We start from the raw sequence: 14,630 nt of genomic DNA, 5'->3' as shown, positions 1-14,630 counted from the left end.
CTGTTTTACTGATGAAAGCACGTATTCTTTCCCCGTATTTCCACGCCCCGTATTTCCACTGATTAATGCTCCGCACCGCCTCCCGGGTCGATGCCAACCAAGCCTCTATCGTGCGCACCCTGCGCGCGGTGGGGGCCTCAGTGCTTCACGTGCATCAACTCAAAAACTGCTTTGATATCCTAGTTGGCTATCGCGGCCGCACTTTCTTGATGGAGATAAAGGACCCTGCCCAGCCGCCCAGCGCCCGCGAGCTTACGCCTGGCGAGGCCGAGTTTAAGGCCACTTGGCGAGGCTCTACCTACCACGTGGTACACACGCCTCAAGAAGCCATTGCCATCATCACTAAAAATTGAACTTATGGCGTACTCTTACGATCTGAAATTTGCTTTAATGGCTTTATTAATTGTATATTAGTCAGTCTGTTTCGTTCAGCTTTTTTCTGCATATGCTGCCCACCTACAACCCTATTCAGCATGTCCCGCCTACCCCACCGATGCCCACGCTGACGGTCACGCCAAAGGGGGTACTCTACCTGCATACTAGCCTGCGAGAGAAGCTGGGCCTGCGGGACGGAATGCCTATTAACCTAGTGCCACCCAACCCCAATATTGATGATTATTACTGGCATCTGGACTTGCGCTCGACGGCCAAGCATCGGATAGTATGGTACGACAACACCCGCATGCGGGCCCGCGGCATTCAACTGCCACCAGGCCTAGTCACCCAGCCGCTTACGCTGCACCTCTACACCGCCACGCCTGAGCACCCAGGCTATTACCCCATGCTCGCTGCTCATGCCCTCGCTACCTAAACCAGTCAGAAGGCCCTGGCAGCCTGCCCCCGCTAAGCGCGTGTATGAGCAGCACACGGCCCGTAGTCCGGAGTATGGCACTGCCCGCTGGCAGCGTGCCCGTGCTGCCCACCTGGCTACCTGCCCGTGTTGTGTGGAGTGTACCAAGCAAGGCCGCACTACCCCCGCTACGGTAGTAGACCACATTACCCCAGTAAGGCTAGGCGGCGCCTTCTACGACAGCAGCAACTACCAAAGCCTGTGTCGGCCTTGTCACCAGGCTAAGAGTGCCTCAGAGCGGCTTAAAACGCCAAAGGGGGTAGGGGGTCAAAATCCTTGAGCCTGTCCCGACCTAGACCGTAGCCCAGCGTCCCGAAGACGCGCGTGCATAATTATTTTAAAAAATCAGATATGGCAGCCGGCCGTCCATCCAAACCAACCCATTTAAAAAAGCTCGGCGGTACACTACAGCCAAGTCGCACCAATCCGCTTGAACCTGTACCCGACGTTGCGCTAGGCTTACCACCTGAGTGGCTGACTCCTATGGCCAAAGAATACTGGCAGGAAATCGGCGGATTGCTGCTGCAAATGAAGCTGATTTCCTACGGCGATACGGCGGCCATGTCGCTGCTCTGCGACGTGCTGGCGCAGTGGGTAAGCGTGCGGGTCACTATTGCCAAAAGAGGCCGGGTGTACGAGCTGCTTACCCCCGGAGGCAAGGTGTTCCGCGCCCGCCCAGAGGTGGCCATGGAAGCCGACTTGTGGCGCCGGGCTAAAACCATGCTCACCGAGTTTGGCCTGACGCCAGCCAGCCGCAGCAAGGTATCAGCCCTGGTGGTGAAGGACGAAAAAGACCCCCTGGCGGCGTTGATGGAGGAAGCCCAATGAAGTTGATTCTCCAGCCCGAGGGTATGACCGTGACGGGCCAGTGCTGCGTGGCTATGCTGGTAGGCGTCTCGCTCAATTCCTGCCTGACGGTCTTTTGCCAGGACTATACGGATTCCACTGCCGTCATGCGCTGGGCCCTGAAGTACTATCACTACCAGCCTCATCCCCGACTGCGGCGATTTAAGAAGCAGGTGCAGCTGCCCACCCTTTGCCTGCTCTGGTCGAAGTATACCGGTGAGTGGGTGGTGTACGATACGGGCGATATCTACTGCCCAACCCACGGCATTTGCAACTATGATGATTACCAAGAGGCGGTTGGCGACATGCTCACCCACTACCTCGGTTTTACTAAAATCAAATGAGTGACTTATCCCACCTGTCTATTTCTCAGCTTCAGGATGAACTGGCACGTCGCCAGCCCGAACCTATTTGCCCAACCTGTCGCAACTGGTCGGCTTACATGGGCAGTTCACGCAGCTGGGCCCTAGAACTTCACTGCCACGGTTGCCGCAAAGCCGTAGGCCTATGCACCTGCCGTCGATGAGTCCTCTCGCCCCCTGGCACCAATACGCCCACGATGCCGTAGCCGCCGGTCGCGCTGAAGCCGCCGTGCAGGAGAAGCTACGGCCTATTGTGCTGCGCATCGGCACCCTGAAAAAGGATAAGGACACCGACCACTCGGCCCAAATCGCGGCGCTGGAGCGCAAAGCCGAGCCCCTGCGTGCGCAGCTGCGGGCGCTGCCGCTGCGCGTCGGCCGCTATACGTGGCTGGCTTGCGAGCGCCACCTTAACGACCTAGCGCAGGGCCAGGCCCGCGGGCTCTGGTTTGATGAGAAGCGGGCCAGCATAGCCGTGAAGTTCTTTAGCTTGCTCACCCACAACAAAGGCCAGTGGGCAGGCAAGCCCCTCACCCTGGAGCCCTGGCAGCAGTTCTTTATCGCCTGCCTGTTCGGCTGGAAGCGGGCCAACGGGACCCGCCGGTTTCGGGAATCTTACCTGGAAGTAGCCCGCAAGAATGGCAAGAGCACCGTCGGCTCGGGTGTGTGCCTGGAACTGCTGGTGCTCGACGGCGAGGCCGGCGCCGAAGTCTACACGGCCGCCACCAAGAAAGAGCAGGCCCGGATTGTCTTTGGCGACGCCCAGAACATGGCCCGCAAAAGCACAGCGCTGCTCAAAAAGGTGAAGGTGCAGCAGCACGCCATCATGGTAGCCAGCACGCTCAGCACCATGAAGCCCATGTCGTCGGACTCGAAAACCGAAGACGGCCTTAACCCGCATGGTATCTACATTGACGAGTACCACGCCCACGAAAACGACGGCCTGTACTCGGTGCTCAAGTCGGCCACCGGCGCCCGTACCCAGCCGTTGCTCAGCATTATCACCACGGCCGGCTTCAACCGGCTAGGGCCCTGCGCCCAGCTGCGCAAGTCGCTGGCCAATCTGCTGGAAGGCCAGCACCATGATGATTCGTATTTCGTACTCATCTATTCGCTCGATGAGCAAGTCGATGACTGGAATGACGAAAGCTGCTGGCAGAAAGCGAATCCGAATTTGGGCGTAAGCGTGGGGCTGGACTACCTGCGAGAGCAGCACCAGGCGGCCGTGCGGCTGCCCAGCCAGCAGGTGAATTTTAAAACCAAGCACCTGAATCTGTGGACCGACAGTGCCGTAACCTGGATTCCCAACGAGCTGTGGATGCAGGGCGCCATCGGCACGCCCATGGTGGAGCTACTGAGCCGCAAGGCGTGGGGCGGGCTGGACCTAGCCAGCGTGCGCGACATCACGGCCCTGGTATTCGTACTGCCCAAAGAGGGTGGGGCCTTCGATGTGCTGTGCTGGTTTTGGGTGCCCGAAGAGTCGGTGGATGAGCGCACCAAGCGCGACGGGGTGCCCTATCGGCAGTGGGTAGATGAGGGCTATTTGCTCACCACGCCCGGCAACGTGACGGACTACAACTTCATCAAGGCGCAGGTGCAGGAGCTATGCGAATTGTACCTGGTGCAGATGATTGAGTATGACCGCTTCAACGCCTCGCAAATGGTGATTGACCTTACCGAAGCCGGCGTGCCCATGCAGCCTTTCGGGCAGGGCTTTGTGAGCATGAACGCGCCTACCAAGGAACTCGAAAAGTTGGTGCTCGACGGCAAGATTCACCACTACGGCCACCCGGTGCTGGCCTGGATGATGGGCAACGTCGAGATTCAGCGCGATGCGGCCGACAACATGAAAATCAACAAGGGCAAGAGCAAAGAGAAAGTAGACGGCGCCGTGGCCTTAGTCGAGGCGCTGGGCGGCTTCATGACCGGCGAAGGCCCCGAAACTAGCGTCTACGAAGAGCGTGGGCTGCTTATCCTGTAGCCCTTGCCCCGCTTTGCCCCGCTCGCATAGTAACCCCGGCTAGGCCATTTCGGAGCTTTGATGCGTAATCAAGCCCCTGGCCGTGTCTTTCTGGAACCGTTCGTCTGCCCGCTCCACCGCCACCCCGCTGCAAGCGGCCGTGTCGGCAGAGCGTGAGCAGCGCAGCGCGGGCACCGTGGAGTCGGTCAGCACCGAGAGCAACGACGCCCGGCTGCTGAGCATTCTAGGCCTGGGCGGCGCCACGGTAGCGGGGGTAGTGGTGAATCAGCAATCGGTGATGAGCATCGCCGCGGCCTGGGCCTGCGTGAATGCCATCAGCCAGGACATTGCGGGCTTGCCCTGCCAGCTGTTTCGCCAAACGGCTACCGGCCGTGAGCGCGTGAGCGACCACCCGGCCATTAACCTGCTCAATCTGCAAGCCTCAGGCTTGCAAAACAGCTTCCAGCTGCGGCAGACGATGACGGCCATCACCCTGCTGCGGGGTAATGCTTACGCCCTTATCGTGCGCGCTGGCAAGCTCAAGCCCGTGCAGCTGCTGCACAAGCATCCTGACGAGACAACGGTGCTCAAGTACAACGGCCGTTTGTGGTACCGTTTCAGTGGCGACCCCAAAACCTACGCCGATTACGATGTACTGCACTTTCGCGGCTTGAGCCTCGACGGCGTGATGGGCGTGTCGGTGATTCACTATTTCCGCGAAACCTTCGGCAAGGGCTTAGCTGCCAGCAAGAGCCACACCAATTTTTACAACAACGGTGCCCAGCCCTCGGGCGCGCTGCAAACCAAATCGACGCTAAGCGCGCCTGCTCAGCAGCGCCTGGCCGATACGTTCGCCTTCAAATACAGCGGCGTTAGCAACGCAGGTAAGCCGCTGGTATTGGAGGAAGGCCTGGAGTACAAGGCCATCAGCCTACCCCCAGCCGATGCTCAGTTCTTGGAAACGGCTAAGCTTACCCGCTCCGATATCGCCAGCATTTTCCGCATGCCGCCGCATAAAATCGGCGATTTGGAACGCTCGACAAACAACAATATTGAGCAGCAAAGCCTCGACTACGTGGGCGATACGCTCATGCCCATTCTGCTGGCGCAAGAGCAGGAATGCCGCCTGAAGCTGCTGTTGCCCAGCGAGGTGGAAACTTACTATTTCCGCCACAACCTAGCCGCGCTGCTGCGCTCCGACGCCACTGCCCGCGGCAACTTCTACGCCAAGCTCTTTCAGGTGGGGGCCTTCAGCCCCAACGACATCCTGGCCCTCGAAGACCGCAACGGCATCGGCGAGGCTGGTGACGAGCGCTTTATCCCCGTCAACATGGCCCCGCTCAGCCGCATCGGCGAGCTGACTGACGCTGCCATAGCGGCCCGCAAAGCGCCGGCCACGCCACCCGCTAACGACCCAGCTCCCGAAAATGATTAAGTTACCCCAACTGCCGGAAGGCCGCGAGATGCGGCTGCTCGGCACCGCCCCCACGATTGAGTACCGGGCCGCCGATGGTGCCGCTCAGGAGCCTGAAGCCTTCGTGGGACAGGCCATTGTGTGCGGCGTGCGCTCGGAAGTGCTGGGTGGCCCCGGCTTTCGGTTCGTGGAAATCATCGACCCGCACGCGCTCGATGAGGCCGACTATTCCAACGTCGAGGGCGTGTTCAACCACAACTCGGACGTGCTGCTGGGCCACACCCGCAGCGGCACGCTGGTACTTACCCGCACCAGCGACGGCGGCCTGAGCTACCGCATTCCCTACGACCCGCTGGACCCCGACCACGTGCGGGTAATGCGCAAAATCGTGCGCGGGGACGTGGTAGGCAGCTCTTTCATGTTCATCACGGCTTCGGGGGGCAGCGAGTGGGATAATGAGCAAACGCCCGACGGCGGGGACCTCTACGTGCGCACCGTGAGCAAAATCGCCACAGTCTACGACGTGTGCCCCGTTACCAGCCCCGCCTATTCCGACGCCACCGCCGCCAGCCGCAGCCTGACCTCTTTTCAGCAGGAACACCCCAAGCCCCTGGCTGGCCCTTGCCCCGATATGCTGGCCCGCGAAATGGAACTGGCCTCCTTCTAAGTTTTTTCACCCTCTCACCTTTTTTCTGCAAAAACAATGAATTACTTGCAACAGCTGCGTGAGCGGCGTGACGCAGCCTTGGCCCGTGCCCGTGTACCGTTCAACGCCGCCCGCGGCGATGGCGGCGCGCAAGCTCGCAGCATGACGGCTGAAGAAACGGCCACCTACGACGCGGCCATGACCGAAGTGCGTAGCCTGGCTACCCAGATTCTACAGGCTGAAGAGCAGGAGCGCCTCGATGCCGAAGCCGCTAGCCGCTCGCTGCCAGTTAACAACCACAACACCAGTGAGGCCCGCAGTCTAGCCAAGTACTCGCTGCTGAAAGCCGTGCGGTCGGCGCCCGGCTACCCCGGCGGTGGCAAGCTGGAAGGCCTGGAAAAGGAAATGCACGAAGAGGCAGCCAAAGAGGCCCGTGCTGCTGGCGAGCCCCTGAAAGGTGTTGGCGTGCCGCAAATGCTCATCGGTGGCGGCGCAGAGCAGCGCGACAACGGCGTTACGGCTGGTGGTGGAGCCTTCACCCAGCCCGAAGACGGCGCGGCCGTAGTGGCGCGCACCTTGCGCCCCGTTATCGACCTCTCACGTCCAAACACCGTGCTGCGCGAGCTCGGTGCGCAGTTCCTGACTGGCCTGACCGGCAACGTCGGCGTGCCCAGCCAGACGCAAGGCGCTACCTCGACCTGGAAAGGCGAGATTGATGAGCTCGACAAGTCGAACCAAAAGTTCGGCTCGGCCGACATGACCCCGCACCGTCTGGGTACGTTCGCCGTGCGCTCGCTGCAATTCCTGGCTCAGACTGCGCCCTCGGTAGAGGCCATGCTGCGCACCGACCTGGAAAACAGCATTATGGAGGCCCTGGAAGTGGCGGCCATTAATGGTAGCGGCACCAACAACCAGCCGAAGGGCATCCTTCAGACGGACGGCATTAACAGCTTGGCGCTCGGCACCAACGGCGGCGCGCCTACCCGCGCCATGCTCATTGGTATGCAGGCCCTGGTTGAAGACCAGAACATCCGCATGGATTCGCCTGGTTTCCTCTTCAACGTCCTCACGAAGGCTACGCTGCTCAACACGAAGGTTGATTCCGGCACGGGCATCTTCCTGATGAGCGACAACGGCCAGGTGCTAGCCACCCGCGCGGCTGTGACCTCGCTGGTACCGAAGAATTTGACTAAGGGCACAGGCACCAACTTGTCGGCAGGCATTTTCGGCAACTGGCGTGACCTGCTCATCGGCCAGTGGGGCGGCCTCGACATCACGGTAGACCCCTACACCCTGGCTACCAAGGGCGAGGTACGCATCATTCTGCAATCCTTCTTTGACGTGCTGGTGCAGCGGGCCAAGGCTTTCGCAGCTGTGAAAGATATCATCGCCACTATCCCGCAGGCCGCCTAAACCTAATTAAACCGGCTAAAAAGCCCCGTCTGCCTAGCGCAGGCGGGGCCTTGTGGGTGCCAGAAGTCTGGTTTTCACCCTCATTTTCAATCTCATGTCGGATTCTCATGCTCAGGCGGGCATAATCGCTGCCAAAGCCGGCGGTACTGCTGGCGAAACCGGTGCGCAAGACAGCACCAACCCCACTGTTGATGCAGCTAAATCGGGCGCCGATACGGCCGATGGCGCTGGTAAAGTGGAGGTAACAGAGGGTGATAAGCCCGCAAACCCGGACGCAAAAGGCGCTAAAACGAAGGAAAAGGCAGAGAAAGCGGGCGAAACTGCTAAGAAAGTGGTCGAAAAGACTAAGGATTTGGTCAATACCGTGCTTGATGAGGCTGCAAAGGCTGCTAAGGCCATTGTGGGCGAAACTGCTACCATCAAGGTGCTGCGCTCGCACCCCATGCTCGGTGCTTTTCCTGGTGCGGTGACCACCATCAATGCCGACTTCGCTAAGGAGTTGATTGAAGGCAAATTCGCCGAAACCGCCACCGAAACCGCCGAATAATCGCCCATTATGCTCACCCTCGCTCAGGTAAAGGCTCATCTTAAACTCGACGCGGCCGAAGGGCCCGAAGATGACCTGTTGCGCCTTTACCTGAGCACGGCGGTGGCCACCTTCGAGCATACCAGCAAGAAGCGGTTCCCGGAAGAAAATGAGCCCACTACCACCGTGTTGGTAGGCGCTGCGATGCTGGCAGTTTTTGTAGACCCCACCGTGCTCACTGCCCGCGAGCAGTTGATAGGCGTGCAGTGGTTGCTGCTTTTACTCGGCCACTGGTATGAGAATCGGGGCAGTGTGGCTGTCGGGCTGAACGTGACGGAGGTGCCGCAAACCTGCAAAGCGCTGATGAATATTTTGAGGGAGCCGACGCTATGAATCTGCATCCAAAAAAAACGCGTGGTACTGGAGTATGGGGCGTGAAGTATGTCACTCAGCTTAATAAAACTCCGACCTCGGTAACTATTGAACTTAAAGTAACCCGCTGGAAAGTGTATTGCTGGGCCGCTTGGCAATACGTTAAAAGCTATTTCAAAAAATGAACTTCGGCAAGTGCGACCGCCTCATCACCCTGCAAATCCCAACCCCCGCCCCCGCCAACGAGTACGGCGGGCCGGGCCAGCAGCAGCAGTACGCCGATGTGGCCCAAGTGTGGGCGCAGGTCAAGCCCTTGCCGGGCGCTGAGGGCTTTATCGGTGACCAGCTCACGGCTACCCAGCGTCAGGAGTTTACCATCCGCTACCGGCCCGATGTGCAGCCCACCTGGCAGCTTGTGTTTGAAGGCACTACTTATCAGCTCATCAGCGTCAGCGAATTCGGCCGGCGCGTGGGCCTCATCCTAACCGCTTACGCCCGTGGGTAAGAACCTGGCATTTGAAGGCGTCAACGAGTTGATGCAAGTGCTCGATGGCCTAGCGGGCGATAAGAAGCTCAGCAATAAAGTGGTGCGCGGCATTCTGAATAAAGCTGCTAAACCCATTATTCAACGAGCGCAGGAATTGGTTTCTAAAGAAGACGGCGACCTGCAAAAAAGCATTGGTACTATCCCCGGACGGGGCCAGGGCCGCGGTGAGCAGGTGTACGTCGGGCCTCGGCGCGGGGGGCGCTACAAAGGCTACGCCGGGCACCTAGTGGAATACGGCACGGCGCCGCACATCATCCGAGCCAAGGCGGCCGGCGGGCACTTGCACCTGCGCGGTAACGTGTTCGTCGAAGAGGTGCACCACCCGGGCGCGGCGGCCAAGCCTTTTATGCGGCCGGCCTTCGATAGTAAGAAAGACGAGGCCATTGGCATCATCAAAGACGAATGTCGAATCATCATTGAATCAGAATTTAAATCAGTTTTTAAGTAGTGGAACCCGGCGCGCTCCTTAATTCCCTGCTCAGCCAGGCCCCTGCGGTGGTGGCCTTGGTAGGTAAGCGCATCTACCCTTTGGTAGCGCCGCAGGGCACGCCACGGCCCTACTGTTGCTATCAACTTATCAACCGTGGGCCGGAAGCTGGTAGTAGCAAAACCTGCCAGCTGGGCGATGTGGCCCGGGTGCAGCTGAGCTTGTTTGCTGACACCTACGAGCAATTAGCTGTCCTCACGTCAGCCTTTCGGACGGTGCTGGACTACGCCGAGCCTGAACCGGGCGTGAGCCTGGAAATCGACAACCAGCAGGACCACCACGACCCGCAGGCGGCCTGCCTGTTTCGCAGCCTCGACTACCTGGTAGAACTGCCCTAATTCACCCTCTCACTTTTTTCTGCAAAAATCTTATGGCACTTACCCCAGTTAAAGGCAAAGACGTCGGCCTGGCTGTACAAAAAATGGTGGCCGCGGCACTCAAATACGTGCTCGTTGGCTGCCTCACGGATTCCACTTTTGACGTGGACACCGAAACGGACGAAGCCACCTGCATCGCTAGCGGTGTTTTCAAGGAGTTCATTGGCGGACAGAGTGGCTGGACAATGGGCGGCACGCTCAACGTGCGCCAAGCCACCAATGATGTCAGTGGCCCCGGGCTCACCGACGCCGACGACAACGTGACGGCCGAAAATTTTCTCGACATGCAGTTGGCCGGTACTACCGTGCAGATACGCTACCAGATTGGCGGCGCCAAGGGCAGCGCCTGGTATTCGGGCCTGGCCATCATCACCAAATCCAGCTTCAAAGGCCAATTGAAAGGCGTGGCGACCTATGCCATCAGCCTGCAAGGCACCGGGCCGCTCACCAAGACGCTGGCTCCTTAAGTTTTTCCGCTTTCTCATCCAAAAAACCCGCTCAGTTTCTGGGCGGGCTTTTTGGGCGAAAGTCCTCTCATTTCTACCTTTTTTTCTCATGAAAGCTTCCCCTACTGTCCCCAACGCCGCCCGCGGCGAAGTAACGCTTACCATCGCCGGCGCCCAGCATACCATTCGTTTCGGCATGAATGTGATGCGTGATTTTTCCAAGCTCACGGGCCGCGCGCCCAGCGAGTTTGGCGAGGTCCTGGGCGATGACTACACCGAAGCGCTCACCGGCATTGTGAGCTGCGCCATCACGCGCTACGTGCCCGCCGAGGACCTGCCAAATGGGTTCGACCAAGATGCAGCGGCCGATTTTATTGACGCGCTCAGCCGAGAAGATGCTGACGCCCTGGCCGAAGCTATTACCGAGGCCGTGACGGTCCCCCCGTTGATGACCTCGCTCATGGCGAAAGTGAAGGTCAAGAACCAAGCCGCAGCCGGCGAAGCGCTAGCCACGAATGGAACCGCTACCTCGGCTTCGCACTCGGTGAGCTAAAGCTAAAGCCAGTCGAATTCTGGGAGTTAACGCTCGCGGAATTCGATTGGATGGTCCGCGGCTACCAGCGGCGGGCGGCGGCCAAGCAAGAGCGCCAATTAGAGAAATGGCGCCAAACGCGCCTGGTGGCCACCATCCTGCGCAATGCCCACCGCGGGCCCAACGACGTGGCCCTCACCCCGGAGGAATTCCTCGCCCTGCCTGGTGACCGGCCCCCGCTGCCGCCGATGGATGAGGAAACGTTCGACGCCACGATGGCCCGCCTCGCTGAATTTGATACCCTATCCTAGTCCTGTTATTTTTTGTGTGCTATACCTAGTGAAAACGGCCAAACTACTGCTTCGGGGTCAGTGGTTTGGCCCATTTCCTAGGTGCAAACCGGTCGTTCATGTCTGATATTTTAGCTTCCGTCTCCGTCGTTTTAGGTGCCGAAATCTCGGGCTTCAAGGCCGCGATGGCGGACGCGCGCAAGGAGCTAAAAGGCTTGGTGCAATTCAGCGAAGGCCTCAAGGATATCGGTACCAGTCTCACCACCTACGTGAGTGCGCCATTGGCCCTGTTGGGTACGGCTTCCGTCGTAGCCAGCGCCAAGCTGGAGAGCCTGAAAAACGGCCTGCAAGCCATCGCGCAGCAGGAACTAGGCAAGCAGGGCGTTACGGGCCTGGGCGCGGTAGGCATTGCGGCCCAGCAGACGAGCGAGCGCATCAAGGAGCTTCAGGTGATTGCCAAAGCGCCCGGCCTGGGCCTCGAAACTGCGGAGCAGGCGGACATCCGGCTGCGGGCCGTGGGCACCAGCGCTCAGGAATCGGCTAAGGAAATCAAAGCGTTTGCCAACGCCATCGCTACGACGGGCGGCGGCCGCACCGAGTTTCAGACCGTCACCACCCAGCTGGCCCAGATGACGGCCAAGGGCAAGGTGCTGGCCCAGGACCTGCGCCCCATCATCGAAGCCGCGCCGGCTGTAGCGGCCGCTTTGCAAACGCTCTACGGCACGGTTGATAGCGAGGACATTTCCAAGGCCTTGGCCAAACAGGGCCAGAGCAGCGAGGATTTTGTGGCCATCCTCACCGAGGAGCTGGGCAAGTTGCCCCAGGTAACGGGCGGCCTCAAGGCCATCTACGAAAACGACCTCGATGCCCTGCTGGTGAGCAGCGCCAAAATCGGCGACGGCATTGCCAAGGCCTTCAACTTGCAAGACGTAGGGCAGAAGCTGGGCGAGGAAATCTCGGCTATCGGCGATGCCTTTGCGGGCCTGCCCGAGGGCGTGCAGCAGGCCATCGTTGTCTTCGCGGGCCTGGTGGCGGCTACGGGCCCGGTCCTAGTTGGGCTGGGCACGTTGGGGGTAGCGCTGCCCGCCATCAAAGCGGGTTTTGCCTCGATCAGCAGCCTCGTGCCCGTGCTCAGCGCGGGCCTGAGCGCGCTGGTAAGTCCCATCGGGCTGGTAGTAGTAGGCCTAGCGGCGCTAGCAGCTGGCGCCTACTACGTGGCCACGGCCAACGAACGGGCGCTCGACTCCTACAAAGCCCAGGCGCAGGAAACCGACAACCTGGTGGGCACCATCAACCCGCTGCTAGCGCGCTACAATGAGCTCAGCGCGAAAACAGTGCTCACCACAAATGAACAAACCGAACTAACCAGCATCATCAAGCAGCTGGCGGCGGCGGTGCCCGGCGCCACCACCGCCATTGATGAATATGGTAACGCCACGGCCATCAGCACGGGCGCGGTTACGGAGTTTACGCAGGCCCTGCAAGCGCAGAAGGCCGCGCAGGCGGCCCTCAATTTGCCGGCTGCCTCGGAAAAACTGGAGGAGTTGGGCACTAAGTACAAGGTGCTCAAACGACAGGCTGACGAATTTAACAAAACGGGCAGCATCAAAGTGGCCACCTTCGATTCGGGTGGCGGCGCGCTGGAAACCTTCGGGGCGGGCAGCAAAGCCGTGCTGGAGCTGCAAGCCAACCTGGCTACGGCCAACGTGGAATTTCTCAAGCAAAAGCAGCTAGTCGATGAACTGAAGGGCGCCACCAATGGCTTGGCCGAGGCGGATGATAGCCTGGCCGGCGCCCTGATGAGCGTGGGCCTGGCGGGCGGCCGTACCAGCGGCATTCTGGCCGACCTGCGCGAACAGTTGAAGAAAGTGCAGGAGCAGCGCGAAACGGAAACCACCGTAGGCGCTATCAAAGTAGATAATGCCCAGATACTTAGCCTGCAAAAGCAGATTGCCGAGCTGGAGGGCACCGGCAAAAAGGGCGCGGACGCCATTGCCAAGCTGCGACTGGAATTGTCGCGCCTGACGGCCCTCGACCGGCTGCTGGGCGATTTGCCGAATCAGTTGGAAGTAACGGAACGGCGGGTAGATGCGCTGCAAAAAGGCCTGAAAACCCTGGTGGACGCGGGCGTAGGTACCAGTTCCAGGGCCTTTCAGGGTTTTGCCGTGGAACTGGCCAATTTGAGCCGGCAACTCGATAAGGTAAAAGGCAGTGGGGGCACGCTGGAATTCAAGCCCGCGAGCGTTAAAACGCTTCTGCCTACGACCATCGGCGACACGTTGCCGCAGGACGTAGCGCGCCTGCTTGGTGACTACGCCAAGCAGGCCAAGCCGTTCGAGCTACCCCTCGCCGTCAAGCTCAACATGAAAGCCATTTTGGATGCGCCCAAGCCGTTCCAGATTTTGAAGACGGAATTAGAAAATTTGGGCAAGGGCTTCCGGGAGGTGGATGGCGCGGCGCAGCTGGGCATCAACTTCGATGTGGCCGGCTCCAAGGCGAATATTCTGCAAAACACGATTCAAAACCTGCTGGCGCAGGGCTTTAGCCCACTCGATACGGGCTTGCAGCAATTGAGTGCGCAGTTCAAGCAGTTAGTAGTGGATTCGCAAGCTACGCAAGTGGTGAAGGCGGGCGTGATGGATTTAGCGGCCGGCATCTCGACCGCCTTCAGCGATGCGCTTAGTGGCACGCAAAGCATCGGCGACTCGCTGCTCCAGACCCTACTCAGCACGGTGGGCACCATTGCTTCAGAACTAGGTGGCATTCTGCTAGCCAGTGGGCTGGGCATTGAAGCGCTGAAAGTGAGCCTGGCGAATTTCACGGGGGTCGGGGCCATTGCGGCGGGCCTGGGCCTGCTAGCCATCGGGGGCATTGCCAAGGGCGCGGCCGCGAATCTGGGTAAGTCGGCTGGTAGCAGCGCCAGTAGCTCACCCACTACCAGCAACTACGGCCAGACGAGCACGCAGCAGACGATTAAGGTTATCGCTGAATTCAGGCTGCGTGGGCAGGATTTGGTTGCTGTTGGCCGCTCGCAGACGTTCCGCTCTAAGGTTACGGATTAGTGTTGCTGCTTATAGGTCACTGTTGGCGCCTTGTAAGCTAACGCCAAACGATTCATTTCTACCCATGCAATACCGGCTGGACTACCAAATGTGCCTCGAAAATCAATTGGTATATCAGCTGATTTTGCTGTTGGGACTCTGCAAATACCGCGAATCTCAATTAAAACACCAGTTGTGGTTCGAATAACTGCGAAGCGAAGAGCAGCCTCTACAGTGCGGTTTTGTGTTGCCCTAAAGCCGGTATTAATATAGCCAAGCTCCTTATCTGATTTATCTATCGGATACCCAGATTCTAATAATAAACGCCCCAATTTCGTGTACGCAGTTGCTACACTGTCAGCAGTATGCAGAATAATTACGTTGTCTTTTTTTGTCGGTTCTGATGCTTCTTGCCCAGCGGGCGGTACAGTTTGGGCGAGGGTGGGAATAGCGCAGGCAAGTAGGGCCGCGAGTAGGTAGTGCTTCATGCGCCGAAAGTAACATGTTGCCCCGCTTTGCCCCGC

At 59.4% G+C, this 14,630-nt stretch carries 19 protein-coding genes; 18 read left to right on the top strand and 1 reads right to left on the bottom strand.

The window, feature by feature from the left end; translation table 11 throughout:
• Positions 1 to 65 precede the first annotated feature (65 nt).
• The 18 genes from GO988_RS21610 (at position 66) to GO988_RS21525 (ending at position 14,127) form a co-directional block, all read left to right on the top strand.
• Complete coding sequence (locus GO988_RS21610) at positions 66 to 353, top strand: hypothetical protein (RefSeq protein ID WP_157569564.1); 288 nt, start codon at positions 66 to 68, stop codon at positions 351 to 353.
• Positions 354 to 445: 92 nt separating this feature from the next.
• Positions 446 to 811, top strand: coding sequence for a hypothetical protein (locus tag GO988_RS21605; RefSeq protein WP_157569562.1), 366 nt, complete (start codon positions 446 to 448; stop codon positions 809 to 811).
• Positions 795 to 1,130, top strand: a complete 336-nt coding sequence (locus GO988_RS24510; protein WP_157569560.1) for an HNH endonuclease — start codon at positions 795 to 797, stop codon at positions 1,128 to 1,130. The genes GO988_RS21605 and GO988_RS24510 overlap by 17 nt, the downstream gene beginning before the upstream one ends.
• A gap of 71 nt (positions 1,131 to 1,201) precedes the next feature.
• Entirely contained in the window at positions 1,202 to 1,678 is a 477-nt protein-coding gene (locus tag GO988_RS21595; RefSeq protein WP_157569558.1) for a phage terminase small subunit P27 family, read from the top strand.
• A complete protein-coding gene (locus GO988_RS21590) occupies positions 1,675 to 2,040 on the top strand; it encodes a hypothetical protein (RefSeq protein ID WP_157569556.1) in 366 nt (121 codons plus the stop codon). Before GO988_RS21595 ends, GO988_RS21590 begins: the two co-directional genes overlap by 4 nt.
• 178 nt (positions 2,041 to 2,218) lie before the next feature.
• The gene (locus GO988_RS21585) at positions 2,219 to 4,036 is read left to right on the top strand and encodes a terminase large subunit (RefSeq protein WP_198172988.1); all 1,818 of its coding nucleotides are present in this window, start codon (positions 2,219 to 2,221) and stop codon (positions 4,034 to 4,036) included.
• An 82-nt stretch (positions 4,037 to 4,118) separates the two neighbouring features.
• Positions 4,119 to 5,450 (top strand): phage portal protein, encoded by a 1,332-nt coding sequence (locus GO988_RS21580; protein WP_157569553.1) that lies wholly within the window; start codon positions 4,119 to 4,121, stop codon positions 5,448 to 5,450.
• On the top strand, positions 5,443 to 6,096 hold the full coding sequence (locus GO988_RS21575) for an HK97 family phage prohead protease (protein ID WP_157569551.1): 654 nt from the start codon (positions 5,443 to 5,445) through the stop codon (positions 6,094 to 6,096). The genes GO988_RS21580 and GO988_RS21575 overlap by 8 nt, the downstream gene beginning before the upstream one ends.
• A gap of 36 nt (positions 6,097 to 6,132) precedes the next feature.
• On the top strand, positions 6,133 to 7,488 hold the full coding sequence (locus GO988_RS21570) for a phage major capsid protein (protein ID WP_157569549.1): 1,356 nt from the start codon (positions 6,133 to 6,135) through the stop codon (positions 7,486 to 7,488).
• Between the two features lie 94 nt (positions 7,489 to 7,582).
• Positions 7,583 to 8,035 (top strand): hypothetical protein, encoded by a 453-nt coding sequence (locus tag GO988_RS21565; RefSeq protein WP_157569547.1) that lies wholly within the window; start codon positions 7,583 to 7,585, stop codon positions 8,033 to 8,035.
• 9 nt (positions 8,036 to 8,044) lie between these two features.
• Positions 8,045 to 8,407: a head-tail connector protein gene (locus GO988_RS21560; RefSeq protein ID WP_157569545.1), complete on the top strand. Its 363-nt coding sequence runs from the start codon at positions 8,045 to 8,047 to the stop codon at positions 8,405 to 8,407.
• A gap of 160 nt (positions 8,408 to 8,567) precedes the next feature.
• Positions 8,568 to 8,891, top strand: a complete 324-nt coding sequence (locus tag GO988_RS21555; RefSeq protein WP_157569543.1) for a phage head closure protein — start codon at positions 8,568 to 8,570, stop codon at positions 8,889 to 8,891.
• The gene (locus GO988_RS21550; protein ID WP_157569542.1) at positions 8,884 to 9,381 is read left to right on the top strand and encodes an HK97-gp10 family putative phage morphogenesis protein; all 498 of its coding nucleotides are present in this window, start codon (positions 8,884 to 8,886) and stop codon (positions 9,379 to 9,381) included. Before GO988_RS21555 ends, GO988_RS21550 begins: the two co-directional genes overlap by 8 nt.
• Positions 9,381 to 9,758 (top strand): tail completion protein gp17, encoded by a 378-nt coding sequence (gp17, locus tag GO988_RS21545; protein ID WP_157569541.1) that lies wholly within the window; start codon positions 9,381 to 9,383, stop codon positions 9,756 to 9,758. The genes GO988_RS21550 and gp17 overlap by 1 nt, the downstream gene beginning before the upstream one ends.
• A 32-nt stretch (positions 9,759 to 9,790) precedes the next feature.
• Complete coding sequence (locus tag GO988_RS21540) at positions 9,791 to 10,264, top strand: phage tail tube protein (RefSeq protein ID WP_157569539.1); 474 nt, start codon at positions 9,791 to 9,793, stop codon at positions 10,262 to 10,264.
• Between the two features lie 88 nt (positions 10,265 to 10,352).
• Complete coding sequence (locus GO988_RS21535; protein WP_157569537.1) at positions 10,353 to 10,796, top strand: hypothetical protein; 444 nt, start codon at positions 10,353 to 10,355, stop codon at positions 10,794 to 10,796.
• 50 nt (positions 10,797 to 10,846) lie between these two features.
• A complete protein-coding gene (locus GO988_RS21530) occupies positions 10,847 to 11,086 on the top strand; it encodes a hypothetical protein (protein ID WP_157569535.1) in 240 nt (79 codons plus the stop codon).
• A 98-nt stretch (positions 11,087 to 11,184) separates the two neighbouring features.
• Complete coding sequence (locus GO988_RS21525; RefSeq protein ID WP_157569533.1) at positions 11,185 to 14,127, top strand: tape measure protein; 2,943 nt, start codon at positions 11,185 to 11,187, stop codon at positions 14,125 to 14,127.
• Here the strand turns inward: GO988_RS21525 and GO988_RS21520 are convergent.
• On the bottom strand, positions 14,124 to 14,594 hold the full coding sequence (locus GO988_RS21520; RefSeq protein WP_157569531.1) for a hypothetical protein: 471 nt from the start codon (positions 14,592 to 14,594) through the stop codon (positions 14,124 to 14,126). The genes GO988_RS21525 and GO988_RS21520 overlap by 4 nt on opposite strands.
• Between the last annotated feature and the right edge of the window lie 36 nt (positions 14,595 to 14,630).

The organism is Hymenobacter ginkgonis, from assembly GCF_009755225.1.
GTDB lineage: Bacteria > Bacteroidota > Bacteroidia > Cytophagales > Hymenobacteraceae > Hymenobacter > Hymenobacter ginkgonis.
This window is presented reverse-complemented; position numbering and strand designations above follow the sequence as displayed.